The 25,329-nt window shown below is 65.0% G+C and carries 22 protein-coding genes and 1 riboswitch; of the genes, 14 read left to right on the forward strand and 8 right to left on the reverse strand.

What is annotated here, in order from left to right; all coding sequences use genetic code 11:
* Positions 1–33 precede the first annotated feature (33 nt).
* The 4 genes from LOY33_RS02145 to LOY33_RS02160 all read right to left on the reverse strand — a co-directional run bounded on the left by LOY33_RS02145 (position 34) and on the right by LOY33_RS02160 (position 3,413).
* A complete protein-coding gene (locus LOY33_RS02145) occupies positions 34–987 on the reverse strand; it encodes a hypothetical protein (protein ID WP_043863572.1) in 954 nt (317 codons plus the stop codon).
* A gap of 40 nt (positions 988–1,027) precedes the next feature.
* A complete protein-coding gene (locus LOY33_RS02150; protein WP_058541609.1) occupies positions 1,028–1,840 on the reverse strand; it encodes an aldo/keto reductase in 813 nt (270 codons plus the stop codon).
* On the reverse strand, positions 1,837–3,012 hold the full coding sequence (locus tag LOY33_RS02155) for an FAD-binding oxidoreductase (RefSeq protein WP_258661008.1): 1,176 nt from the start codon (positions 3,010–3,012) through the stop codon (positions 1,837–1,839). Before LOY33_RS02155 ends, LOY33_RS02150 begins: the two co-directional genes overlap by 4 nt.
* A gap of 68 nt (positions 3,013–3,080) precedes the next feature.
* The gene (locus tag LOY33_RS02160) at positions 3,081–3,413 is read right to left on the reverse strand and encodes a multidrug efflux SMR transporter (protein ID WP_043863569.1); all 333 of its coding nucleotides are present in this window, start codon (positions 3,411–3,413) and stop codon (positions 3,081–3,083) included.
* Positions 3,414–3,498: 85 nt separating this feature from the next.
* Between LOY33_RS02160 and LOY33_RS02165 the strand changes: the two genes are divergently transcribed.
* A complete protein-coding gene (locus LOY33_RS02165) occupies positions 3,499–4,389 on the forward strand; it encodes a LysR family transcriptional regulator (protein WP_258661011.1) in 891 nt (296 codons plus the stop codon).
* Between the two features lie 14 nt (positions 4,390–4,403).
* Positions 4,404–5,678 carry a lipid IV(A) 3-deoxy-D-manno-octulosonic acid transferase gene (waaA, locus tag LOY33_RS02170; RefSeq protein WP_100632907.1) on the forward strand — a complete coding sequence of 425 codons (1,275 nt, stop codon included), beginning with the start codon at positions 4,404–4,406 and terminating at the stop codon, positions 5,676–5,678.
* A gap of 78 nt (positions 5,679–5,756) precedes the next feature.
* Here waaA and LOY33_RS02175 read toward each other — a convergent pair whose 3' ends face one another.
* Positions 5,757–7,187, reverse strand: coding sequence for a TolC family outer membrane protein (locus LOY33_RS02175; RefSeq protein ID WP_043863566.1), 1,431 nt, complete (start codon positions 7,185–7,187; stop codon positions 5,757–5,759).
* Positions 7,188–7,329: 142 nt separating this feature from the next.
* Positions 7,330–7,435, forward strand: a riboswitch (TPP riboswitch).
* Between the two features lie 146 nt (positions 7,436–7,581).
* Between LOY33_RS02175 and thiC the strand changes: the two genes are divergently transcribed.
* On the forward strand, positions 7,582–9,462 hold the full coding sequence (thiC, locus tag LOY33_RS02180; protein ID WP_054915742.1) for a phosphomethylpyrimidine synthase ThiC: 1,881 nt from the start codon (positions 7,582–7,584) through the stop codon (positions 9,460–9,462).
* A gap of 129 nt (positions 9,463–9,591) precedes the next feature.
* Complete coding sequence (cytX, locus tag LOY33_RS02185) at positions 9,592–10,875, forward strand: putative hydroxymethylpyrimidine transporter CytX (protein ID WP_054915741.1); 1,284 nt, start codon at positions 9,592–9,594, stop codon at positions 10,873–10,875.
* Here cytX and LOY33_RS02190 read toward each other — a convergent pair.
* Positions 10,844–11,590: an RsiV family protein gene (locus LOY33_RS02190; RefSeq protein ID WP_043863563.1), complete on the reverse strand. Its 747-nt coding sequence runs from the start codon at positions 11,588–11,590 to the stop codon at positions 10,844–10,846. The genes cytX and LOY33_RS02190 overlap by 32 nt on opposite strands.
* 182 nt (positions 11,591–11,772) lie before the next feature.
* On the opposite strand from LOY33_RS02190, the gene LOY33_RS02195 reads away from it, so the two are divergent.
* The 9 genes from LOY33_RS02195 (at position 11,773) to LOY33_RS02235 (ending at position 21,087) form a co-directional block, all read left to right on the forward strand.
* Positions 11,773–12,390 carry an NUDIX domain-containing protein gene (locus LOY33_RS02195; protein WP_043863562.1) on the forward strand — a complete coding sequence of 206 codons (618 nt, stop codon included), beginning with the start codon at positions 11,773–11,775 and terminating at the stop codon, positions 12,388–12,390.
* Positions 12,381–12,833: a DUF1249 domain-containing protein gene (locus LOY33_RS02200; protein ID WP_043863561.1), complete on the forward strand. Its 453-nt coding sequence runs from the start codon at positions 12,381–12,383 to the stop codon at positions 12,831–12,833. The genes LOY33_RS02195 and LOY33_RS02200 overlap by 10 nt, the downstream gene beginning before the upstream one ends.
* Before the next feature lie 85 nt (positions 12,834–12,918).
* Complete coding sequence (gene cpdA, locus LOY33_RS02205; protein ID WP_255000650.1) at positions 12,919–13,734, forward strand: 3',5'-cyclic-AMP phosphodiesterase; 816 nt, start codon at positions 12,919–12,921, stop codon at positions 13,732–13,734.
* A gap of 147 nt (positions 13,735–13,881) precedes the next feature.
* Positions 13,882–14,490 (forward strand): YqiA/YcfP family alpha/beta fold hydrolase, encoded by a 609-nt coding sequence (locus LOY33_RS02210; RefSeq protein WP_255000653.1) that lies wholly within the window; start codon positions 13,882–13,884, stop codon positions 14,488–14,490.
* Between the two features lie 36 nt (positions 14,491–14,526).
* Entirely contained in the window at positions 14,527–16,431 is a 1,905-nt protein-coding gene (gene parE / locus LOY33_RS02215) for a DNA topoisomerase IV subunit B (RefSeq protein ID WP_043863558.1), read from the forward strand.
* Complete coding sequence (locus tag LOY33_RS02220; protein ID WP_213606809.1) at positions 16,428–17,414, forward strand: esterase-like activity of phytase family protein; 987 nt, start codon at positions 16,428–16,430, stop codon at positions 17,412–17,414. Before parE ends, LOY33_RS02220 begins: the two co-directional genes overlap by 4 nt.
* Complete coding sequence (locus LOY33_RS02225) at positions 17,411–17,929, forward strand: TIGR02281 family clan AA aspartic protease (RefSeq protein ID WP_078479871.1); 519 nt, start codon at positions 17,411–17,413, stop codon at positions 17,927–17,929. Before LOY33_RS02220 ends, LOY33_RS02225 begins: the two co-directional genes overlap by 4 nt.
* Positions 17,930–17,939: 10 nt before the next feature.
* Positions 17,940–20,204, forward strand: a complete 2,265-nt coding sequence (gene parC / locus LOY33_RS02230; protein WP_054915737.1) for a DNA topoisomerase IV subunit A — start codon at positions 17,940–17,942, stop codon at positions 20,202–20,204.
* A 172-nt stretch (positions 20,205–20,376) separates the two neighbouring features.
* Positions 20,377–21,087: a membrane integrity-associated transporter subunit PqiC gene (locus tag LOY33_RS02235; RefSeq protein WP_043863554.1), complete on the forward strand. Its 711-nt coding sequence runs from the start codon at positions 20,377–20,379 to the stop codon at positions 21,085–21,087.
* A gap of 52 nt (positions 21,088–21,139) precedes the next feature.
* Here LOY33_RS02235 and LOY33_RS02240 read toward each other — a convergent pair.
* Both LOY33_RS02240 and LOY33_RS02245 read right to left on the reverse strand, forming a co-directional pair.
* Positions 21,140–22,359 (reverse strand): IS3 family transposase gene (locus LOY33_RS02240; RefSeq protein ID WP_104571780.1). Its coding sequence is split into 2 segments (ribosomal slippage): positions 21,140–22,011 and positions 22,011–22,359, totalling 1,221 coding nucleotides; the frame shifts between segments, so codons are not numbered across the junction.
* Between the two features lie 123 nt (positions 22,360–22,482).
* Positions 22,483–23,976 carry a HAMP domain-containing protein gene (locus tag LOY33_RS02245; RefSeq protein WP_100632904.1) on the reverse strand — a complete coding sequence of 498 codons (1,494 nt, stop codon included), beginning with the start codon at positions 23,974–23,976 and terminating at the stop codon, positions 22,483–22,485.
* A gap of 135 nt (positions 23,977–24,111) precedes the next feature.
* Here LOY33_RS02245 and serB point away from each other — a divergent pair, with 135 nt between their 5' ends.
* Entirely contained in the window at positions 24,112–25,326 is a 1,215-nt protein-coding gene (gene serB, locus LOY33_RS02250; RefSeq protein ID WP_043863552.1) for a phosphoserine phosphatase SerB, read from the forward strand.
* Positions 25,327–25,329 lie beyond the last annotated feature (3 nt).

The following is a 25,329-nucleotide window of genomic DNA, read 5'->3' on the forward strand; positions in this document are numbered from 1 at the left end:
GTTTGACCCGCGATTAGGGCCTGCAAAAACGTCCTACTTCTGCAAAGCCAGCCCCAACAGCTGGCGGGCCTTGCCCGTCAGCCTTTTAAGTTTCGAGTCCGGCCTGGGCGCCACCAGCCCCTGCTGCCTCAGCCAGTCCTTCCAGCGAATCCGCTCTTCACGCACCAGCCAGCCATCCTGTCGGGCAAAGCTTTCGGCCAGGTAGATACCACGTGTACTCGCCGGCACCAATCGGTCCTTCTTCAGGGTGTACAGCTCGGCCTGCGGCTGACCGTCTTCCAGCGGCATCAGGTACAAGTCTGGCCGGCTGCGGTTGAGGCGTGCCACCAGTTGGTCGCCCTCAAGGCGCTCGTCCACATGGAACAGGCTCAATGATTTGGCTTCCCTGGGCACTTGCAGGCGCAGGTCATAAATCAGTTGCAGTGACGCCGTGGGCAGGTGGACATAGGCTCGCGGTCGCTCGATCAGCGGCTGGTTGCCACAGCGCACCGGTCGCGCGGCCCCCGAGTGAGGGGTCAGCACGAAGGGCATCGCTTCACGGTAATGCAGCGCGTCGGCGTACGGCGCCGGCAACCAGGTGTCGTTGAAACGCCCCCCAAGCCAGCCTTCCGGGGTCTCCAGCAGGCATTCCTCGGCCACTTCCTGCACGGCCGTGTGCAAGGGCAGGTTCAGCTCCTGAGCGGGCACGTAACCGGAGATCAGCTTGAGCACCACATCACCGCGGTCCTGGCGGCGCTGGCGCACCAGTACCCAGTAGTCGCGGTTCTGCCACTGCAGGGTGAGGCGCACCGAAACGCCCAGGTTGGCCAGCTCCACGGCGAAACGCTCGGGGTCGGCCACTTGGATCGCCTTGCGCCGCTGCAGGGTCTGGGCAAAGTTCAGCGGCATGCCGATGCTCTGGTAGCTCAGGCCCTCGGGGCCGGCTTCCACATGCAGGGGCAGGGTCTTGAAGTTGCTGGGGTTCTTGCGGATCAGCGTGCGCGGCATCTCGGCTCCTTCTTGCGTTGGGGTCGGCCGCGACGGCGGCTCAGCGCTGGCTCAGGATCTTGGCAACCACGCCCACGTTGTGGGCCAGGTGCACGGGATTGATGGTGCCGACAATAGCACTGCTCACCCCGGGGTGGGCAAACAGCAGCTCGAAGCTGGCCCGCACCGGGTCGACGCCCGGGGCCAGGCAGGCATGACCACTGGCCAGGGCCTTTTTCACCAGGATGGCCTTGCCGTGTTCGGCAGCATAGTCCAGCACCGGGCGTTCGCCCTGCTCGTCGAGGTTGTAGGTAACCATCGCGCAATCGCCTGATTGCAGGGCCTGCAGCCCACCTTCGACGGTTTTGCCGGACAGCCCGAAGCCGCGAATCTTGCCTTCCTGCTTGAGTCGGGCCAGGGTTTCGTACACCGCTTCCTGCTGCAGAATGCGCAGATCGTTGCCGTCGGAATGCACCAGTACAAGATCGATACAATCTGTTTCAAGGCGCTGGAGGCTGCGTTCCACCGAGCGGCGCGTGTGGGCGGCGCTGAAGTCGAAGTGCGAGTGGCCGTCGTCGAACTCTTCGCCGACCTTGCTGACGATCACCCAGTCGTGGCGCTGGCCGCGCAGCAATGGGCCCAGCCGCTCTTCGCTGCGGCCATAGGCCGGTGCGGTGTCGATCAGGTTGATGCCCAGCTCACGGGCCTGGCGCAGCAGCAGGCGGGCCTCGTCGTCGTCGGGGATGGTGAAGCCGTTGGGGTATTTGACGCCCTGGTCGCGGCCCAGCTTGACCGTGCCCAGCCCCAGCGGGGAAACGCTCAGGCCGGTGCTGCCCAGCGGGCGGTGATAGGGGTGCAGGGTCGGCAGGCTCATGGCAGCAGTTGCTCCCATACCGGTTGTGCCAGGGGCGGTTTTGGCAGGGGCGGCAGGGCAGGCAGATTGCCTGGCTTGATATCGTCACGTTCCAGGCTGTTCAGCACGCGGTCAGCGAAGTCCGGTGCCAGGGCCAGCTTGGTCGGCCAGCCCACCAGCAGGCGCTGCTGGTCGGCGAGGAAGGCGTTGTCGGGGCGCACCAGGCCCGATTGCGCGGGTTCGGCGCGGTCGACACGCACGGTGGCCCACTGCACCTGGCTGAGGTCGACCCAGGGCAGCAGCCCCGCGACCTCCTTGCGGGCGGCAGCGATCTGCGCTTCGGGTTCGCGGGCAACGCCCTCGGCTTCGGCCAGGTCGCCGCCCAGGTACCACACCCACTGGCCGTCGGCGGCCGGGTGGGTGGTCACGGTGATGCGCGGCTTGGGCCCACCGCCCAGGCAGTGGGCGTACAGCGGCTTGAGGCTCGGGCCCTTGGCCATGACCATGTGCAGCGGTCGGCGCTGCATGGCCGGCTGGCTCAGGCCCAGGCTTTGCAGCAGCGCGGCATTGCCGGCACCGGCGCTGAGCACCACGCGCTGGGCGCGGATATCGCGGCCATCGACACGCAAGCCGACCAGTTCGTCACCTTCATGCAGCGGTTCGATATGTTCACCGGCCAGCAGGCTGTCGCCGGCCAGCTCTGCCAGGCGCTCGAGCAGGCTCGGCACGTCCACCACCAGTTCGGCCAGGCGGTACACCTTGCCCTTGAAGGCACGGTCCTGCAGGGCAGGGGGCAACTGGTCGCCCTTGACCTGGTCGACCCGGCCGCGTACCGCCTTGCTGGCGAAGAAGCTGGTGAGGTTGCCGGCCAGGGTGCCGGGCGACCACAGGTAGTGCGCCTCGGACAGCAGGCGCACGCCGCTCAGGTCCAGTTCGCCGTTGCCGGCCAGGGCCTCGCGCCAGCGCCGCGGCATGTCGGCAATGGCCTCGGAGGCGCCGGTGAGCGCACCGTGCAGGGCGTACTTGGCACCACCGTGGATGATCCCCTGGGACTTGAGGGTCTGCTCGCCACCGAGGCTGGCGCGTTCCACCAGCACCGTCGAGTAGCCCAGGCGGCGCAGGCGGGCATTGAGCCAGAGGCCTGCGACCCCTGCGCCGACGATCAGCACGTCGGTGGAAATAACGGATGACATGCACGCACCTCACAAGCAAAGACAGGAGCGCAGTATACAGCCTGTGAGGTTTCGTACCCTGTCGCTCATCAATGCCCGGTGGTTTTGGAGAACACCTGGATCACCACCACGCCGCCGACGATCATGGCCATGCCGAGCATGGCCGGCACATCCAGTTTCTGCCCATAGATCACCAGCGCCGCGATGCTGATCAGCACGATGCCCAGGCCCGACCAGATGGCGTAGGCAATGCCTACCGGAATGCTGCGCACCACCAGGGTCAGCATCCAGAACGCCACGATGTAGCCGCACACCATCAGAAGCAGGGGCAGCGGCGTACTCAGGCCCTTGACCGCCTTCATCGAGGCGGTGGCAATGACTTCGGCGCAGATGGCGATGGCCAGGTAGGTATAGGCGTTCATGGTAGTCCTCTGTTCTGGTCGCGCATTCTAGAGGATGGCGCAATGGGGTAAAGTCATTACCTATCTATTCTGGAGATAGGCTGGCATGCACGGTCAATGGAACCTCGAACAGCTTCGCACCTTCGTGCGGGTCGCCGAACTGCGCTCGTTTTCGGCGGTGGCGCGTGAGCAGCGCAAGGCCCAGTCGGCGGTCAGCAACGCCATCGCGTTGTTCGAGGCCGACCTTGGGGTCACGCTGTTCGAGCGTAGCAGCGGGCGTCAGCCGCGCCTGACCGATGCCGGCCAGGCGTTGCTCGATGAGGCACGCGAGTTGCTGCGCCAGTGCGAGCGCCTGGACGGCCGGGCGCAGGCGCTGATGCGCGGGCAGGAGGCGCAACTGCGCCTGGCGCAGGACGAGGCCATGCCCTTCCAGCCGGTGCTCGACAGCCTCGACGAGCTGGCCGTGCAGTACCCGCTGCTGGAAATCCAGGTGGCCAGCGGGGCCCAGGGCGATGTGGCGCGCAAGCTGCTGGAGCGCCGTGCCGACCTGGGCCTGATGTTCCACCACGAGCACATGCCTGCAGCGCTGGAGCGCCAGGCGCTGGGCAGCGTGGAGATGGTCACCGTGTGCGCGGTGCATCACCCGCTGGCGCAACTGGCCAGCGTCAACCGCCAGCAGCTGGCGCAGCACCGTCAGTTGCTGATCACGCCCCAGCAGAGTGGCTACCCTGGCGGCGAACCGATCAGCCCGCAGATCTGGCGCGCCGACAGCTTCTACGTGATGGCCGAGATGCTCATGCGCGGGCTGGGCTGGGCCTGGCTGCCGCGCCATGTGGTGCAGTACCCGGCCTACCAGCAGCAGATGGTGGAGCTTGCCAGCGAGTGGCGCCCGCCGGCGCTGGTGGTGGAGTTGGCGTGGCGCCGCGACGAGCCGCTGGGGCCGGCCGCGCGCTGGCTGGCCGAGCGCTTCGCAGTGCATTTGTGCGCCATTGGCTAGTACACTTCGGCGCCATGAACAGAACCCTATATACCCTGCTGTTTCACCTGGGCCTGCCGCTGGTCGCGCTGCGCCTGTACCTGCGCTCGCGCAAGGCGCCGGCCTATGCCCGGCGCATCGCCGAGCGCTTCGGCCTGAAGCTGCCGCCCCTGCAGCCGGGGGGCATCTGGGTGCATGCGGTGTCGGTGGGCGAGAGCATCGCCGCCGCGCCGATGGTGCGTGCCCTGCTGCAACGTTATCCACAGTTGCCGATCACCATCACCTGCATGACGCCCACCGGTTCCGAGCGCATCCAGGCGCTGTTCGCAAACGAGCCACGCATCCAGCACTGCTACCTGCCGTACGACCTGCCGTGGGCGGCGGCGCGGTTTCTGGAGCGTGCTCGCCCGCAACTGGCGGTGATCATGGAGACCGAGCTGTGGCCCAACCATATCCACCAGTGCGCCCGACGTGGCATACCGGTGGCGCTGGCCAATGCGCGGTTGTCGGCGCGTTCGGCCAAGGGCTATGCGCGTTTTGCCGGGTTGACCCGGCCGATGCTGGCCGAGATGAGCCTGATCGCGGTGCAGACCGAAACCGAGGCCGAGCGTTTTCGCCAGCTCGGTGCGCGGCCCGAGTGCGTGCAGGTGACCGGCTCGATCAAGTTCGACCTGACCATCGATGCGCAGCTGCCGGTGCGCGCCAGGGCACTGCGTGAAGAGTGGCAGGCGCTGCAACGGCCGGTGTGGATTGCCGCAAGCACCCATGAGGGCGAGGACGAGGTGATCCTGGCAGCGCATCGGCAGTTGCTGGCGCACCATTCGGACGCGCTGCTGATGCTGGTACCGCGCCATCCGGAGCGCTTCAACGCGGTGCATGGGTTGTGCGCAGCGCAGTTTTCCACGGTGCGCCGCTCTGGCGGGGCGCCGGTGACGGCGGATTGCCAGGTATTGCTGGGCGATACCATGGGCGAGCTGCTGTTTCTGTATGCGCTGGCGGACATCGCGTTCGTCGGCGGCAGCCTGGTGCCCAACGGCGGGCACAATCTGCTGGAGCCGGCTGCACTGGCCAGGCCAGTGCTGAGTGGGCCGCATCTGTTCAACTTTCTCGAGATCGCGGCAATGCTGCGCGAGGCGGGGGCGTTGTGCGAAGTGGATGATGCCCAGGGGCTGGCGGCCGAGGTGCGGCGCCTGATCGAGCTGCCCAGTGATGCACTGAAGATGGGCGAGGCGGGGGTCGGGGTGATGCGGGCCAATCAGGGGGCGTTGAAGCGCCTGCTGGATGGGCTGGGGAATCTGCTCAAGGCGTGAGGCCTGTTCGCCGGCAAGGCCGGCTCCTACACGGGGTGCGCAACACCTGTAGGAGCCGGCCTTGCCGGCGAAGCTGTTTCAGGGCCTTTCGAAATTGGCTTGCGCCGCCTTGGCCAGGTCCGGCGGCAGGAAGTCCTTGTCCGGGTTGTAGTCGGGCTTGAGGTAGCGACCCAGGTCATTCAGGTCTTGCGGGCTCAAGGTCCCGGCGGCCTGCTTCAGGCGCAGGTTGTCGAGGATGTAGTCATACCGGGTGTTGTTGTAGTCGCGCACCGAGGTGTACAGCTGGCGCTGTGCATCCAGCACGTCGACGATGTTGCGCGTACCCACCTGGTAACCGATTTCGGTCGCTTCCAGCGCACTCTGGTTGGAAATGATCGACTGCTTGCGCGCCTGCACCTGCTCTACGTCGGTGTTCACCGCGCGGTGCAGGTTGCGGGTGTTTTCCACCACCTGGCGACGCAGGCTCTCGCGCTGCTGTTCGCTCTGGCTCAGGCGCTGGTACGCCTCGCGCACCTGCGAGCTGGTCAGCCCGCCACTGTAGATCGGGATGTTCAGCTGCAGGCCGATGCTGGTCTGCTCCACGTCGCCGCGGTAGTTCTGGCCCGTCAGGTTGGGGTTGCTGAAGCCCAGGCTGTCGTTGTCACCCTTCTGGTAGCGCGCCACCGCGTCCACCGTCGGCGCGTGCCCGGCCTTGCGCTGGCGCAGGGTTTCCTCGGCCGCGTTGACCGCGTAGTTGGTGGCCTGCAGGTTCAGGTTCTGCTTTGCGGCGGTTTCTACCCAGGCCTTGGCGTCATTGGGCGTGGGTACCTGCACCGGCAGGGTGTGCACGATGCCCTGCACCGAGTTGTAGTCGCGGTTGGTCAGGGTCACCAGGGCCTCGAAGGCGTCGTCCACCTGGCGCTGCGCGACGATGCGGTTGGCCCGTGCGGTGTCGTAGCTGGCCTGGGACTGCAGCACGTCGGTCTTGTCCGACAGGCCCACGTCGAAGCGCTCGTTGCTCTGGTCGAGCTGGCGCTTGAACGCGGCTTCTTCGGCCTTGGTCGAGGCCAGGGTGTCCTGGGCGCGCAGCACGGCGAAGTAGTTCTCGGCACTTTGCAGAATCAGGTTCTGTTCGGTGGCCGACAGCTCCAGCGCCGCCTGTTCGTTCACCGCTTCGGCTGCCTGCAACTGGAACCAGCGGTCGGCGCGGAAGATCGGCTGGGCCAGGGTGGCCTGCCAGGAGTTGCCGCTGCGGTTGGCGGTGATCGAGGGGTGATCGATCTTCGTACGGCTGTTCATCATCTCGGCGCCGGCCGAGAGGTTGGGCAGCAGGCCGGCACGGGCCTGGGGCACCACTTCCTTGCGGGCGCCGTAGTCGGCGCGGGCAGCGGCCAGGTCGGCGTTGTTGTTCACCGCTTCCTGATACACGCTGACCAGATCGGTGCGTACCGACAGGGGCGGTTCTGCTGCCCAGGCCATTCCGTTGGTAGCACACGACACGGCGAGGGCCAGTGAAAGTTTGCGCAGCATAGGGCAGTCCTTGAACGGTTGAGTATTTCTGAACCGATGAGTGTAGTTGCGCAGGCATTTTGCAACAATCCGCTATTTGCGCCTTTTATCATGCTTGTGCTTGGACTGTTGGCGTTTCGCGTCGCACCGGTCTATGCTGGGCGCGTTCTTGTCGGGGTGCCTTGCGTTGAGGCTGAGATCGGATAATTCCGGATCCCGTTGAACCTGATCAGGTTAGCGCCTGCGTAGGGAACAAGATTGCTCGTCTCCCGCGAGCCCTCTTGTGTCGGCTGCGGGATTGTCATTTCAGCTTTTTGGCTGGTGTGGCATCTTCCGTTTTCGGCACAGCACCAGCCCTGGTGCGCCCGTGCCTTTCAGGTTCACTCCGACTGCCAACCCGTCTGGAGAGCCTGTGATGAGCCAAAAACAAAAATACCCCGCGCACCTGAGTGAATCGGCCAAGGTCGACGAGCAGTCCGTGCAGCCGTTCACCCGTTCGCGCAAGATCTACGTGCAGGGCTCGCGCCCCGATATCCAGGTGCCGATGCGCGAAATCAGCCTGGACGACACCCCCACCGATTTCGGCGGCGAAGCCAACGCGCCGGTGCTGGTGTACGACACCTCCGGCCCCTACACCGATCCCACCGTGCAGATCGACGTGCGCAAGGGCCTGGGCGATGTGCGCTCGGCCTGGATCGACGCGCGCGGCGACACCGAGCGCCTGGCCGGGCTGTCCTCCAGTTTCGGCCAGATGCGCCTGAACGACGTGGAACTGACCAAGCTGCGCTTTGCCCACGTGCGCAACCCGCGCCGGGCCAAGGCCGGCGCCAACGTCAGCCAGATGCACTACGCGCGCCAGGGCATCATCACCGCCGAGATGGAGTACGTGGCCATCCGCGAGAACATGAAGCTGCAGGAGGCCCGCGCCGCCGGCCTGCTCGACCAGCAGCACGCCGGGCACAGCTTCGGCGCAAGCATCCCCAAGGAGATCACCGCCGAATTCGTGCGCGAGGAAGTCGCTCGCGGCCGCGCGATCATTCCGGCCAACATCAACCATGTGGAGCTGGAGCCGATGATCATCGGCCGCAATTTCCTGGTGAAGGTCAACGGCAACATCGGCAACAGCGCGCTGGGCTCCTCCATCGAGGAAGAAGTGGCCAAGCTGACCTGGGGCATCCGCTGGGGCTCGGACACGGTAATGGACCTGTCCACCGGCAAGCACATCCATGAAACCCGCGAGTGGATCATCCGCAACTCGCCGGTGCCGATCGGTACGGTGCCGATCTACCAGGCACTGGAGAAGGTCAACGGCGTGGCCGAGGACCTGACCTGGGAGCTGTTTCGCGACACCCTGATCGAACAGGCAGAGCAGGGCGTGGACTACTTCACCATCCATGCCGGCGTGCTGCTGCGCTACGTGCCGCTGACCGCCAAGCGCGTGACCGGCATCGTCAGCCGCGGCGGCTCGATCATGGCCAAGTGGTGCCTGGCGCATCACAAGGAAAACTTCCTCTACACCCATTTCGACGAAATCTGCGAAATCATGAAGGCCTACGACGTCAGCTTTTCGCTGGGCGACGGCCTGCGCCCGGGCTCGATCGCCGACGCCAACGACGCGGCGCAGTTCGGCGAGCTGGAGACCCTGGGCGAGCTGACCAAGATCGCCTGGAAGCATGACGTGCAGTGCATGATCGAAGGCCCCGGCCACGTGCCGATGCAGTTGATCAAGGAGAACATGGACAAGCAGCTCGAGTGCTGCGACGAGGCGCCGTTCTACACCCTGGGCCCGCTGACCACCGACATCGCGCCGGGGTACGACCACATCACCTCGGGCATCGGTGCGGCGATGATCGGCTGGTTCGGTTGCGCGATGCTCTGCTACGTGACGCCCAAGGAGCACCTGGGGCTGCCGAACAAGGACGACGTCAAGACCGGCATCATCACCTACAAGATCGCCGCGCACGCGGCGGACCTGGCCAAGGGGCACCCGGGCGCGCAGATCCGCGACAACGCCTTGAGCAAGGCGCGGTTCGAGTTCCGCTGGGAAGACCAGTTCAACCTGGGCCTGGACCCGGACACCGCACGCTCGTTCCACGACGAGACCCTGCCCAAGGATTCGGCCAAGGTCGCGCACTTCTGCTCGATGTGCGGGCCCAAGTTCTGCTCGATGAAGATCACCCAGGAAGTGCGTGAGTACGCCGCCAACCAGCCGGTCGAGGTGGCGGTAGAAGAGGGCATGCGCGAGCAGGCCGAGCGGTTCCGCCAGGAAGGCAGCCAGTTGTACCAGAAGGTCTGAAAGCATCGCGGGTCAAGCCCGCTCCCACAGGTATGCCGCTGCCCTAGAGATCAGCGATACCCCGTGGGAGCGGGCTTGACCCGCGAAAGGGCCTTCCATCCAACCCACATTTCCTGCCGAGTCTTCATCGTGAGCACACCCAGCCACTACTCCCCCGATTCCCCCATTCCCGACAGCCAGCGCGTCTTCGGTGCGCGGGACCTGTTCTCCCTGTGGTTCTCCCTCGGCATCGGCCTGATGGTGCTGCAGACCGGCGCCTTGCTCGGCCCCGGCCTGGGCCTGTCCGGAGCGCTGCTGGCCATCACCCTCGGCACGCTGGTCGGCGTTCTGCTGCTGGCCGCCGCCGGCGTCATCGGCAGCGACACCGGCCTGTCGGCCATGGGCACCCTGCGCCTGAGCCTGGGCCGCCACGGCGTGGCGCTGCCGGCCATTCTCAACCTGCTGCAACTGGTTGGCTGGGGCGCGTTCGAAATCATCGTGATGCGCGACGCCGCCAGCCTGCTCGGTGCGCGGGCCTTCGGCGCCGATAGCCTGTGGGTCAGCCCGCTGCTGTGGGCACTGTGCTTCGGCGCCCTGGCCACCGCGCTGGCGGTGGCCGGCCCGCTGACCTTCGTGCGCCGCATTTTGCGCAAATGGGGCATCTGGCTGCTGCTGGGCGCCTGCCTGTGGCTGACCTGGAACCTGTTCGCCAAGGCCGACCTGGCTGCCCTGTGGGCGCGCGCCGGGGATGGCTCGATGTCGCTGGGGGTGGGCTTTGACATCGCCATCGCCATGCCGCTGTCGTGGCTGCCGCTGATTGCCGACTACTCGCGCTTCGGCAGGCATTCGGGGCAGGTGTTCGTGGGTACCGCACTGGGCTACTTCATCGGCAACCTGTGGATGATGAGCCTGGGGGTGGCCTACATCCTGGCCTTCGCCACCGATGGCGAAGCCAGCACCCTGCTGCTGGCGCTGGCCGGCGCAGGCTTTGGCATCCCGCTGTTGCTGGTGCTGCTCGACGAGTCGGAAAAGGCCTTTGCCGACATCCACTCGGCGGCGGTGTCCAGCAGCCTGCTGTCAGGCGTGAAGGTCGAGCACCTGGCACTGGTGATCGGCGTGGTGTGCACCCTGATCGCCTGCTTCGCGCCGCTGGGCCAGTACGAGAACTTCCTGCTGCTGATCGGCTCGGTGTTCGCGCCGCTGTTCGGTGTGGTGCTGAGCGACCACTACGTGCTGCGCCGGCGTCGCCTGCCGGGTGTGGTCGACGGCCTGCACTACGGGGCGCTGGTGGCGTGGGCCTGTGGCGTGGCGACCTACCATGTGCTGGCGCATTACGCCGCGGACGTTGGCGCCACCCTGCCAGCCTTGCTGCTGGCAGGGGCGCTGCATCTGTTGCTGGGCTTCAACCGCGGCCGGGAAACAGCTCGGGCCTGATCACGCCGTTCAGGCGCGGGTAGGGGATCTTGAGCTCGATGTGGCCCATGGAGTACGGGGCGATGGCATACACCTCGTACTTCACCACCACCGCGCCGTAGGTCAGGGCGACGTGCGGTGACTTCTGGAATGGCCAGTTCTTCACGAACTCGGCGTCCTTGTCCATGCCGGTGCTGATCAGCCAGCCCTTGTGGGCCTCTTCGACGGTCTTCCAGAAGGTCGCCTCCTGGCCCGGCACCAGCATGTCCTGCAGGGTCAGCACCTTGTCCTGCTGGCGAGAATAGTTGATGAAGCCGCGCCCCGGCATGCCGTGCGCGCCGCCGGTGTCCAGGTAGCTGGACAACTCGATGATCACCAAGCCGTCATGCTGCTCGCGTACCTTGGCCTGCAGGTAGCTGCTGTTGCGGCTCTGGGCCGATTGCAGGTAGCTGTCCTCGTAGGACTTGAGCGAGGCCGGCAACGGTGCGCCCTCGCCATCGCTGGTGAGCTTGAGCAGGCTGCGCTCGACGATCGCATCGAGCTTGGGGTTGGTGGGGAAGTGCACCGTGTCGATGTTCACCAGCGGGCAGTCGGCTGCGGTGCAGCCCGGCTTGATGTGCTCCCACCTGTCGCGCTTGACCTCGAGCGGCACGCGCATGTTGGGCTGGAACAGGCTCTGGCAGGCGCCCAGGGTCAAGGCCAGGGCGGTCACGCAGGCTAATTTCGCAAGTGACATGATGATCCTTGTAGTGCAACGGTAATCGGGCTTGGACCGTCGGCAATGCCGTCGGTTCGCCACTAAGCTGACAAGAAAGGCTGCGCCTATCCTCGCAGCCCGCACGATTGTTTTAAAGGGGTGAAACCGCGCAGTGTGCAGGTTAGGATGGCGCGACGTGGTAATGGGGTAACGAGGTATCCATGACAGACAAGCCAAAGGCCATGCCGACCGACGTACAGATCGTGCGGCGCGAAAACTGCTTCAAGGGCTTTTACCGGCTCGACCGGCTGCACCTGCGCCACGAGCTGTTTGCCGGCGGCATGGGCCGCGAGATCAGCCGTGAGCTGTTCGTGCGCCACGACGCAGTGTGCGTGCTGCCCTACGATCCGCAGCGTGACGAAGTGGTGCTGATCGAGCAGTTTCGTGTCGGCGCCATGGGCAAGGTCGACAACCCCTGGCTGGTGGAACTGGTCGCCGGTCTGATCGACAAGGACGAACAGCCCGAGGAGGTTGCGCACCGCGAGGCGCAGGAGGAAGCTGGGCTGACATTCAGTGCGCTGTGGCCGATGACCAAGTACTTTCCGTCGCCCGGCGGCAGCGATGAATTCGTGCACCTGTACCTGGGGCGTTGCCACAGCGACGGCGCGGGCGGCCTGCACGGGCTGGAAGAAGAGGGCGAAGACATTCGCGTGAAGGCCTGGGCGTTCGAGGATGCGTTGCAGGCCGTGCGCGATGGGCGCATTGCCAATGCCGCGAGCATCATCGCCCTGCAATGGCTGGCGTTGAACCGTGACGAAGTCAGGGGGCTGTGGTCGTGAATCTGTTGCGCGAGCGCTACCGGGTCGATCTGGTCGGCTTGCAGGCTGCCTGCGAGGCCAACTATGCGCGCCTGATGCGACTGTTGCCCGACATGCGCACCACCCAGAGCTCGCGCCGCATCGGCATGACCCAGGGTGACCAGATGCTCGGCGTGCTGGTGCTCGACGTGGTGCTGGCCTGCCCTTACACCACCACCCTGCGCGTGCGCCAGGAGCACAGCCTGCCGTGGCTGCCGGTGCCGCAGCTGGAGGTGCAGGTGTACCACGACGCGCGCATGGCCGAGGTGGTCAGTGCCGAGCATGCGCGGCGCTTTCGCAGTGTCTACCCATACCCCAATGCGGCCATGCACCAGCCGGACGAAAAGGCCCAGCTCAACCTGTTCCTGGGCGAGTGGCTGAGCCATTGCCTGGCCTGCGGCCACGAACTGGAAGCGGTTCGCTGAAAATGTGACCGGTGTCGTGGGCGCGGGGTTTGCCGTTGCCTGCATTCCCACCATAATCGTGCAGAATCCGCCCAAGGAGACGGCCTTGCCGCACTCGATCATCCCTTCCCGTGACGCCTCGGTGCTGCTGGTGCAGCTCTCCGACAGTCATCTGTTCGCCGAAGCCGAAGGCACGCTGCTGGGCATGAATACCCGCGACAGCCTGCGCCGTGTGGTCGAGCGGGTACTCGACGAACAGCCGGTGGTCGACCTGGTGCTGGCCACCGGCGACCTGTCGCAGGATGGCAGCGTCGAATCCTATCTGCAGTTTCTGGCCCTCAGCGGCAGGATTCCGGCCCCAGCCCGCTGGCTGGCCGGCAATCACGACGAACCGTTCCCCATGGCCCAGGTGGCACGCGGCAGCGCGCTGCTCGAGCCGGTGGTGGATGCCGGCGCCTGGCGGGTGATCATGCTCAACTCGGCCGTGTGCGGCTCGGTGCCGGGGCTGCTGGCAGACGATCAGCTGCAACTGCTCAGGCAGGCCCTGGAGGCCGCACCGCAGCGCCATTGCCTGATCTGCTTCCATCACCAGCCGGTTTCCATCGATTGCGCCTGGATGGCGCCCATCGGGCTGCGCAACGCCGATGTGCTGTTCGACCTGCTCAAGGGTTATCCACAGGTGCGCGCGCTGCTCTGGGGGCATATCCACCAGGAGTGGGACCAGCTGCGTGACGGTGTGCGTCTACTCGCTTCGCCGTCCACCTGCATTCAGTTCGAGCCGGGCAGTGAAGACTTCAAGGTGGGCGACCAGGCCCCGGGGTATCGCTGGCTGCGCCTGCATGACGACGGCAGGCTCGAGACCGGGGTCTCGCGCGTGACCGACTTTGCCTTCACCGTCGATTACGGCAGCAGTGGGTACTGAGCGCTGCAAGCTGCAAGTGAACGCGAATATCACCGCCCGGTTGTAACCTGATGTTTGAAAGTTGCCGCTCAAGGCTTCTCGAACAGGCTAAACTGCGCGTCTTTTGTGCTCGTTGCGACGGGCGTTGCATGGGCATCGGGGGCGATCATGTCGGGTTCGATTCTTTATATCCACGGGTTCAACAGTGCGCCCAGTTCGACCAAGGCCAGCCAGCTGAGCAGTGTGGTGCAGCAGCTGGGGCTGGCCGGGCAGCTGCGCGTGCCCCTGCTGGACAACCATCCGCGCCAGGCCGTGGCGCAGCTTGAACGTGCCATCGCCGAGCTGGGTTCGCCATTGCTGGTCGGCAGCTCGCTCGGGGGCTACTATGCCACCCACCTGGCCCAGCGCCACGGGCTCAAGGCCCTGCTGATCAACCCGGCCGTCAATCCGCACCAGCTGTTCGACGGCTACCTGGGCCCGCAGCAGAATTTCTACACCGGGGAAACCTGGGAGCTGACACTGGACCACGTGCAGGCCCTGGCCGAGCTGGAAGTGCCCGCACCGAGCGACCCCGAGCGCTTTCAGGTATGGCTGCAGACGGGCGATGAAACCCTGGACTACCGCCGTGCCCAGGCCTTCTATCGGGCCTGTGCGCTACGCATCGAGGCCGGTGGCGACCACAGCTTCCAGGGCTTCGCGCAGCACCTGCCGGCCATGCTGAGCTTCGCCGGCATTGCACCGCAGGTGTACCAGGCATTCGATTTTTCTGTACTTTGACTGATTATTTTCACCTACGACTGACGACGAGAACCCATGGCCAATCCCAGCGCTAGCGCCTATAACGCAGACGCCATCGAAGTCCTCTCCGGCCTTGACCCGGTGCGCAAGCGCCCGGGCATGTACACCGACACCAGCCGGCCCAATCACCTGGCCCAGGAAGTCATCGACAACAGCGTCGACGAAGCGCTGGCCGGCCACGCCCGCACCGTGCAGGTCATCCTGCATGCAGACCATTCGCTGGAAGTGTCCGACGACGGTCGCGGCATGCCCGTGGACATCCACCCCGAAGAGGGCGTGTCGGGGGTCGAGCTGATCCTCACCAAGCTGCACGCCGGCGGCAAGTTTTCCAACAAGAACTACCAGTTCTCCGGCGGCCTGCACGGGGTGGGCATCTCGGTGGTCAACGCCCTGTCCAACCAGGTACGGGTACGGGTCAAGCGCGACGGCAACGAGTACCAGATGACCTTCGCCGACGGCTTCAAGGCCACCGAGCTCGAAGTGATCGGTACCGTCGGCAAGCGCAACACCGGTACCAGCGTGTACTTCGCGCCCGATCCCAAGTATTTCGACTCGCCCAAGTTTTCCATCAGCCGCCTCAAGCATGTGCTCAAGGCCAAGGCCGTACTGTGCCCGGGGCTGCTGGTCAGCTTCGAGGACAAAGGCACCGGCGAGAAGGTCGAGTGGCATTACGAGGACGGCCTGCGCTCGTACCTCGAAGACTCGGTAAGCGAGTTCCTGCGCCTGCCCGACGCGCCGTTCTGCGGCAGCCTGGCGGGCAACAAGGAGGCCGTGGACTGGGCCTTGCTGTGGCTGCCCGAAGGCGGCGACAGCGTGCAGGAAAGCTACGTCAACCTGATCCCCACCGCCCAGGGCGGCACCCACGTCAACGGCCTGCGCCAGGGCCTGCTCGATGCCATGCGCGAGTTCTGCGAGTTCCGCAACCTGCTGCCGCGCGGGGTCAAGCTGGCCCCCGAGGACGTGTGGGAGCGCATCAGCTTCGTGCTCTCGATGAAGATGCAGGAGCCGCAGTTCTCCGGCCAGACCAAGGAGCGCCTGTCGTCCCGCGAGGCCGCCGCATTCGTTTCCGGCGTGGTCAAGGATGCCTTCAGCCTGTGGCTCAATGCCCACCCCGAAGTGGGCATGCAACTGGCGGAACTGGCGATCAACAACGCCGGGCGCCGGCTCAAGGCGAGCAAGAAGGTCGAGCGCAAGCGCGTGACCCAGGGCCCGGCACTGCCGGGCAAGCTGGCCGACTGCGCCGGGCAGGACCCGATGCGCGCCGAGCTGTTCCTGGTCGAGGGTGACTCGGCCGGTGGTTCGGCCAAGCAGGCGCGCGACAAGGAGTTCCAGGCCATCCTGCCGCTGCGCGGCAAGATCCTCAACACCTGGGAAGTCGACGGCGGCGAAGTGCTGGCCAGTCAGGAAGTGCACAACATCGCGGTGGCCATCGGCGTCGACCCCGGTGCCACCGACATGAGCCAGCTGCGCTACGGCAAGATCTGCATCCTGGCCGACGCCGACTCCGACGGCCTGCACATCGCCACCTTGCTCTGCGCCCTGTTCGTGCAGCACTTTCGCCCGCTGGTGGAGGCCGGCCACGTGTACGTGGCGATGCCGCCGCTGTACCGCATCGACCTGGGCAAGGAGATCTACTACGCCCTGGACGAGGCCGAACGCGACGGCATCCTCGACCGCCTGGTGGCCGAGAAGAAGCGCGGCAAGCCGCAGGTCACCCGATTCAAGGGCCTGGGCGAGATGAACCCGCCGCAGCTGCGTGAAACCACCATGGACCCGAACACCCGGCGCCTGGTGCAGTTGACCCTGGAAGACCTCGAAGGCACCCGCGAGATCATGGACATGCTGCTGGCCAAGAAACGTGCGGGCGACCGCAAGAGCTGGCTGGAGTCCAAAGGCAACCTGGCCGAGGTACTGGCTTGATCGCTCGGTGCCTGGCAGCGCTGTTGTCACTGCTGGGCGTGCCGGCGCTGGCCGAAACCTGGCCGGAGCTGGCGATGCAGAGCGAGCATCCGGTAGAGGGCATGCGTGGCGGCAACCTGTCGGGGCTGGCCCTGTGCAACGGCGAGCTCTGGACCGTCTCGGACCGCGACGACGACCTGCTGTACCGCCTGGACACCACCCAGACGGTGTGGCAGGCCGAAGGTATTCGCCTGGAGGTGCCGCCGGTGCCGGACAGCGGCCTGCCCTGGGGCCTGCGCTCGAGCAACTGGGCAATGTCCTACGTGCGCGGCGGCGAGCTGGATTTCGAAGGCATCAGTTGCGATGCCGCAGGCAATCACTACCTGGTAAGCGAAACCCATGTGGCGGTGCTCAAGGTACCAGTCGCAGGCGACCCCAGCTGGCTGAAGATCGACCCGAGCATGGTCCGCCAGGCGCGCGCCAGCGGCATGCTGCTGCACTTCAATGCATTGTTCGAAGGCATCGCCGTGAACCCGGCCGGCGATCGCCTGTGGCTGGCCGCCGAGCGCGAGCGCCGCGGGCTGATTTCGATCAATCGCCAGCAGACCACCTGGCACTGCGGTGATGGCTGCGTGCTGCTCAGCGAGGCCGGCACCGAGATGCAGCCTGCGCAGATGCCCAACGCCCGCGAGCGGCCCCGGGATTTTGCCGACCTGGCGCTGTTCGAAGGCAAGCTGTTCACCCTGGAGCGCAACGCCTACCGTATCTGCCGGCGTGATGCCGACACTGGAAGCGTGGAGCGCTGCTGGTCGTTCGCTGCCGATGCCCTGATCGAATCGCGGCAGTACTCGCAGCCGTTCGGCCTGGCCGAGGCCCTGGTGATCGATGCCAAAGGCGCCTGGATAGGCCTGGACAACAACGGCGGTCGCCGCGCCGATGGTGAAAACCGCCCGATCGTGTGGCGCTTTGCAGCGCCCCATGGCGGCTGGAGCGCCAAACCGTGAGCCAGGCACCGGGCAAGCGTGCCGGCCGGGTGATGCTGGTGCTGGCGTGGGCGGCCGGCCTGTTCCTGGCCACGCGCTTTTTCGGCGACTGGGAACAGCGCCAGGCCAACCCCAACAGCCAGATCAGCTCGCAGCACGGCGATGGCTATGTCGAGGTGCGGCTGCTGGGCAATGGCCAGGGGCATTTTGTGGCCGACGGTCTGATCAACGGCCAGGCCGTGCATTTTCTGCTGGATACTGGCGCCACCGACGTGGCGATCCCCGAGAGCCTGGCCCGGCAGTTCAGCCTGGAGCGTGGTGCGCCCGTGACCCTGAGTACCGCCAATGGTCGTACCGAGGGCTATCGCACCCGCCTCGACAGCCTGCAACTGGGCGATATTCTGCTGCGCGACGTACGCGCCCTGGTGGTGCCGGGGCTGGACGGCGAGCAGGTACTGCTGGGCATGAGTGCCCTGAAACAACTCGAATTTACCCAGCGCGGCGGCACCTTGCTGCTGCGCCAGACCTTGAAATGATGAGGCCCGCATGAGCGACTCCCTTGATCTCAGCCTCGATGGCGTAGAGCGCCGGTCACTGGCTGACTTCACCGAACAGGCCTACCTCAACTATTCCATGTACGTGATCATGGACCGTGCGCTGCCGCATATCGGCGACGGTTTGAAGCCGGTGCAGCGACGCATCGTCTACGCCATGAGCGAACTGGGCCTGGACGCCGATTCCAAGCACAAGAAATCGGCGCGTACCGTCGGTGACGTGCTCGGCAAGTTCCACCCGCATGGCGATTCGGCCTGCTATGAAGCCATGGTGCTGATGGCGCAGCCCTTCAGCTATCGCTACACCCTGGTCGACGGCCAGGGCAACTGGGGTGCGCCGGACGATCCCAAATCCTTCGCGGCCATGCGCTACACCGAAGCGCGCCTGTCGCGCTATTCCGAGGTGCTGCTCAGCGAGCTGGGCCAGGGCACTGCGGACTGGGGCCCGAACTTCGACGGTACCCTCGACGAGCCCCTGGTGTTGCCGGCACGTTTGCCGAACATCCTGCTCAATGGCACCACCGGTATCGCCGTGGGCATGGCCACCGACGTGCCGCCGCACAACCTGCGCGAAGTGGCCACCGCCTGCGTGCGCCTGCTCGACGAGCCCAAGGCCACGGTCGAACAGCTGTGCGAGCACATCCAGGGCCCGGACTACCCGACCGAAGCAGAGATCATCACCCCGCGCGCCGACCTGCTGAAAATCTACGAAACCGGCCGTGGCTCGGTGCGCATGCGCGCCGTGTACCACATCGAGGACGGCGACATCGTGGTCACCGCGCTGCCGCACCAGGTGTCGGGCGCCAAGGTGCTGGAACAGATCGCCGCGATGATGCAGGCCAAGCCGTCCAAGGCGCCGCAGGTGGCCGACCTACGTGACGAATCGGACCACGAGAACCCGTGCCGCATCGTGATCATCCCGGTGCACAGCCGCGTCGACCACGAAGCGCTGATGCAGCACCTGTTCGCCAGTACCGACCTTGAGTCCAGCTACCGGGTCAACATCAACATCATCGGCCTGGACGGCAAGCCCCAGTTGAAGAACCTGCGCACGCTGCTGGTCGAGTGGCTGCAGTTCCGCGTGCAGACCGTGCGCCGTCGCCTGCAGTTTCGCCTGGACAAGGTGGAGCGTCGCCTGCACCTGTTGGACGGCTTGCTGATCGCCTACCTCAACCTGGATGAAGTGATCCACATCATCCGTACCGAGGAGCACCCGCGGGCCAGGTTGATCGAGCGCTTTGCATTGAGCGAGATCCAGGCCGACTACATCCTCGACACGCGCCTGCGCCAGTTGGCCCGTCTGGAAGAGATGAAGCTGCGCAACGAGCAGGACGAACTGCTCAAGGAACAGGCCAAGTTGCTGGCGCTGCTGGGCAGCGAAGCCAAGCTCAAGAAACTGGTGCGCACCGAACTGCTGCAGGACGCCGAAACCTATGGCGACGACCGTCGTTCGCCGATCGTCGAGCGCGCCGAAGCCCGTGCGATGACCGAGCACGACCTGCTGCCCAACGAAAAGGTCACGGTGGTGCTGTCCGAGAAGGGCTGGGTACGTTCGGCCAAGGGCCACGACATCGATGCCACCGGGCTCTCGTACAAGGCCGGCGACGGCTTCAAGACCGCAGCCGCGGGGCGCTCGAACCAGTACGCGGTGTTCATCGACTCCACCGGCCGCAGCTACTCGGTGCCGGCGCATACGCTGCCGTCGGCACGGGGCCAGGGTGAACCGCTGACCGGTCGCCTGACCCCGCCGCCCGGTGCTTCGTTCGAGTGCGTGCTGATGCCCGAGGATGACGGCTTGTACGTGATTGCCTCCGATGCCGGCTACGGCTTCGTGGTCAAGGGCGAAGACCTGCAGGCCAAGAACAAGGCCGGCAAGGCCCTGTTGAGCCTGCCGAACAACGCCAAGGTGATCCTGCCGCGCCCGGTGGGCAACCGCGAGCAGGACTGGCTGGCGGCGGTGACCACCGAAGGGCGCCTGCTGGTGTTCAAGATCAGTGACCTGCCACAGCTGGGCAAGGGCAAGGGCAACAAGATCATCGGCATTCCGGGCGATCGCGTGGCCAGTCGTGAAGAATTTGTCACCGACCTGGCAGTGATTCCCGAAGGTTCGACCCTTGTATTGCAGGCCGGCAAGCGTACCCTGTCGCTCAAGGGCGATGACCTGGAGCACTACAAGGGCGAGCGTGGGCGGCGTGGCAACAAGCTGCCGCGCGGCTTCCAGCGGGTCGATGCGCTGCTGGTGGAAAACGTCGAATAAGCGACCTGGTGGCCGCAAACGGGTATTTTAGTGACCGTTTGCGGCTTAAACACTGGAGTCGCACGGAACTTTCGCGGATGATAGGCCCCTTGTGGTGCCAGCGTAGCTGCGTGCCCGACGTATTCATGAGTATCACTGCGGCAAGCCGTGTGGCGGCCGCCTGGATGGGATGATGACTTTTCTGCGCCTTCCATTTGTTCTACTGCTCAGTGGCGTGCTGGGCTTGGCCGGGTGCAGCATGCACCAGCCGGTAGCGCTGTATCAGCTCGACAGTGGCGAGCCGGGGCAACCTGGCCAGAGCAACGGCATGGCCGTGGTGCTGGGGCCGGTCTCGGTGGCCGACTACCTGCAACGCGAAACCCTGCTGCAACGCCAGCGTGACGGCAGCCTGACGGCAGCGACCGATGGTCGCTGGGCGGGCAGCCTGTCGGCCGACATCGACCAGTTGCTGGTGCGCCAGCTGGCCTGGCGCCTGGACAGCCAGCGTGTGGTGCTGGCACCGGCCAGTACCGGGTTCAACCCTGATGTGCAGGTGCTGCTGTCGATCACGCGCCTGGACTCGGGCGTTGGCCAGCCGGCGATCCTCGATGCCCAGTGGCGCTTGCTTGATCGTCGTGGCCAGGTGCGTGACAACCGCATCGTGCATTTCGAGCAGCCCCATGAAGGCAGCTCGGCGGCGCAGGTACAGGCGCAGGGGCAACTGCTGCAGCGTCTGGCCGAGCAGCTGAGCGTGGCGTTGAAGCCGTTGGCCAATCAGCCGCCGATCGTGCAGGAACAGCCGAAGAAGGCCACGCCGGTACAGCAGGTGCGCAAGGAGCCGGAGAAGCCGAAGATTCCGATGGCGACACCGATTCGTACCGAGATGGAAGTGTTCCGGTTTTAACCGTGTCTAGTCCTGAAATAGGTTTACACCTGTTCAGGTAGGCCGATAGGCCTCAAAACGCCCGATGCACCGCATCGGGCGTTTTGTTTTTCAGGGCCATATGGGGCCGTTCTGTGTTGTAGATCTGCACTGCCTCATCAACCATCTGCCTCGCTTGCTCCAGATCTTCAGGTCTGCTTAACAGCAGCTCCATCTTGAGGATTCCGTTGATTCGCTCAGCCAGCGCGTTCTGGTAGCAGTCATACCCATCAGTCATGGAGCACTGAACGCCGTGCCGTTGGTGCAGTGACTGGTATAGCGCCGAGCAATATTGGATGCCTCGATCCGAATGGTGGACTAATGGCTGGCGACGACGTCGCTTTCGTAAGGCCTGCTTGAAGGCTTGCGCTACTGACTCGGCATGCAGGCTTTCATGGACGTGGTGACCAACAATTTTCCTGGAGTACGCGTCCGTTACCAGGCTCAGGTACAGCGGGCCGTTACGTGCGGGCAGATAAGTAATGTCGGCAACCCAGACGTGCTCCGGCCTTGTCGGAACGACTTGGCTTGGACCGGGCTTGATTAAGTTGGGATGGCGGTAGAAGCGATGAAAGCTCTGTGTTGTCTTGTGGTATGCCCGCTTGGGCAGTACCAGCAAACGGCGCTCTCCCAAGACCTGAAACAGCCTATCTCGGCCGACCTGGAATCGTTTGTCAGGTTGGCAATGCAGCAAATAGTGCAGCTTACGGGTACCCAGACGGGGCTGGCGCAGCCGGACTTGCTGAACAAACTGAACCACCCGATCTGCCTGGCGCTCTTTGCCATCAGCAGCTCGGTTGCGCTTGTAGTAAGCCTGTCGACTGATGCCTAGAAACTGACAAGCCCTGGCAATGCTCAGTCCTGCGACTTGACCTTGCGAGAGGACTTGCCGGATCGCTTTTTTACGACCGAGACACCATAGTCATTTTTCAGAACATCAACGACCGTTTCAAAGAACTGGGCCTTCTGGCTCATCAGCTCAAGCTGCTGCTCAAGCTCTTTGATTCGCTGCTCTGGAGTGAGCATTTTGGGGTCAGACATCGCGCAGCTCCTCTCGTCGCGGATCGAGGCCCCCTGGCTCCAATCCTGCCGACCGTGCTTACGCAACCATACCAGAACCGTCGACCGTCCCTGGATGCCATACCGCACCTGGGCCTGCTTGTAGGTCAGTTCGCCTTTTTCAATCTGATCAACCACCGCCAATTTAAAAGACAGTGAGTAATCACGCTGTGTGCGCTTTACACCTTGCTCCATCTGACTCTCCGGAAATTCGGGATGGGAGGTGTAAACCTTATTCAGGACGGGACACCGGCCACAAAAAAGCCCGCATCGATGCGGGCTTTTTTGTGGCCGGTTAAAACCGGCTCCTACGGGGCCTCAGGTCTTGATCTGGCGCTCGTGCATCCGTGCCAGCTGGCGCTCCAGCATCGACGGATACGGCTCCATCAGGCGCTCCACACAGCACGCCCCTTCAGGGCTGGCAATCGGGCGGATGCGGGCACGCTGGCGAATCAGCGCATCATCACTGACCTTGCGCTCCACCAGCAGCAGGTTGCGGCTGTGTTGCGACAACGCCAGGGCATCCTGGGCCTTGTCGGTCAGCAGCAGGTCGATCTGGCTCAGGCCGTGCAGGTCTTCACCCAGCGCCAGGCCCAGCTGCAATTGCAGGGTAATCCCGCTGTCGGCCACTTCCACCTGCAACGCATGCCCCAGGGCACGCAGCAGTTCGCCACAGCAGATGGCGTTGGTCAGGTAGTCCTCGCCGCTTTCCGAGCTGTGGAACAGCAGCAGCGTGCTGCCATCGTTGAGTGTGTGCACTTCGCTTTCATACAGCGACGCGGCCTGGTCGAGGCAGTCGCGGTAGCGGTCCAGCAGTTCGGTCAGACGTGCCCGAGGCAGGCGGCGCAGTTGCTCCTGGGAGCCCAGTTGCACCGCCAGCACCGCACTGGCCTGCGGCTCGCGTGGCGCAGCGGGTACTACAGCCTGCGGCGCGGCATCGCTGTCGTCGCGCAGGTCGGCAAACGCCTCGTCGTCGTCTTCATCATGCGCTACTGGCCTGGGCAGCGCCGGCTTGGGCTCCAGCGCCGGCTCGCGCAGGTTGCGCACCTGCAAGGCCGGCTGCGCTTCGTGTTCCTCGTAGTCGTCTTCTTCCTCGGGCTCTGCTTCAGGCTCCGGCGGTGGCGGGGCAAAGCGCGAATGCAGCTGGCGCGCCAGGTCGCCGATCTCGTCCTGGCGGTCGGTGGCCGGGGTGTAGGCATCCAGGTCGCGCAGCCACACCCGCAGTTGCAGCAGCGGCGTCGAAATGAAGCGCCCCAGGCGCAGGCTCAAGGCCAGGGCCAGGGCCAGCAGGATCGCCGCCAGAATGCCCATGCTCTGCAGGCTGATGGTCAGCGGCTGCTGGAACTGGCTCATGTCCAGGCTGATGCGCAGTTGCCCGGCCGTCACGTCCTGGAAGGTGATCTTGGTCTGGTACAGGCCCTCGACCTCGCCCAGCAGGCCGTTTTTCGGGCGCTGGCCGGCTTCGGCGAGGATCCGGTTGTCGACGCTGTAGATGGCGGCATGGGCCACCAGCGGGTTCTTCACCAGGTTGCCGAGCAGCACGTTGAGGCTGAGGATGTCGTTGGACACCAGCAGTTCGGTGGCAGACGTGGCGGTCTGCGTGGTCAGGCTCTGACCCAGGGCGTCGGCCTGCTCGTGCATGGCCTGCTTGAACTGCAGGCCCATGACCCCGGCGTAGATGACCAGCGCCAGCGCTACCAGAAACACGTTGTGGCAGGCGATCCGCAAGGCCAACGGCACACGGCGCTGGCGCAGGGCACGGAAGATCAGCAGGAAGAAATTGTCGGTTTTAACTGGCGTGGGCCGGTTCACAGAGCGCGGCTCTTTATGTCGGAGAAGGTGCTGCGCAGTATAGCGACAGGGCATGGGCCGGCAAAGTATCGACTGCGCCCGATGGTCTGCGAAAGTGGGTAGAATGCGCGTTTTGTCACTGTGTCGGAGCCCGTTTTGCGCGAAATCGTTCTGATTAACATCACCGGCGAGGACCGTCCGGGTCTCACCGCGGCCATTACCGGCGTGCTCGCCCAGGGCGGGGTGAACATCCTCGACATCGGCCAGGCGGTCATCCACGACACGCTGTCGTTCGGCATCCTGGTGGAAATCCCCAGCACCGAGCAGGCCAGCGCCGTGCTCAAGGACATCCTCTTCACCGGGTACAAGCTGGACCAGCAGGTGCGCTTCACCCCGGTTTCCGAGCAGGACTACCAGCAGTGGGTCGACGGCCAGGGCAAGGCGCGCCACATCGTGACCCTGCTGACGCGCAAGGTCACTGCCGAGCAGTTGCAGCGGGTGAGCTCCATCACCGCCCAGTACGGGTTGAACATCGACCATATCGACCGTCTGTCGGGTCGTATCGCGTTGGACACCCCGGCCGACCAGGGCAAGGGCTGCATCGAGTTCTCCGTGCGTGGCGAGCCGGCCGACCCGCAGGCCCTGCGTGCCGAGTTCCTCAGCGTGGCGCAGGAGCTGAACGTCGACATCGCCTTCCAGCAGGACTCGCTGTTCCGCCGCAACCGTCGCCTGGCGGTGTTCGACATGGACTCCACCCTGATCGAGGCCGAGGTCATCGACGAGCTGGCCAAGGCGGCAGGCGTGGGCGAGCAGGTGTCGGAAATCACCGAGCGTGCCATGCGTGGCGAGCTGGATTTTCGTGCCAGCTTCAAGGAGCGCCTGGCGCTGCTCAAGGGCCTGGACGTCAACGTGCTGGACGAGATCGGTGCTTCGCTGCGCCTGACCGAGGGCGCCGAGGTGCTGTTCGCCGAGCTCAAGCGCCTGGGCTACAAGACCGCGATCCTGTCGGGTGGCTTCACCTACTTTGCCAAGCAGCTGCAGGCCAAGCTGGGCATCGACTATGTGTTTGCCAACGAGCTGGAAGTGGTGGACGGCAAGGTGACCGGCGTGGCCGTGGAGCCGATTGTCGACGCGCAGCGCAAGGCTGACCTGTTGACCGAGCTGGCACGCAAGGAAGGCTTGCAGATGGAGCAGACGATTGCCGTGGGCGACGGTGCGAACGACCTGCCGATGTTGGCGATTGCCGGCCTGGGCGTGGCGTTCCGGGCCAAGCCGCTGGTCAAGCAGTCGGCCAAGCAGGCGATCTCGACGCTGGGGCTGGATGGGGTGTTGTATCTGCTGGGCTTCAGGGATCGCGACGGTCGCGACTGAGAA

The organism is Pseudomonas sp. B21-036 (assembly GCF_024748925.1).
GTDB classification, from domain to species: Bacteria; Pseudomonadota; Gammaproteobacteria; order Pseudomonadales; family Pseudomonadaceae; genus Aquipseudomonas; species Aquipseudomonas palmensis.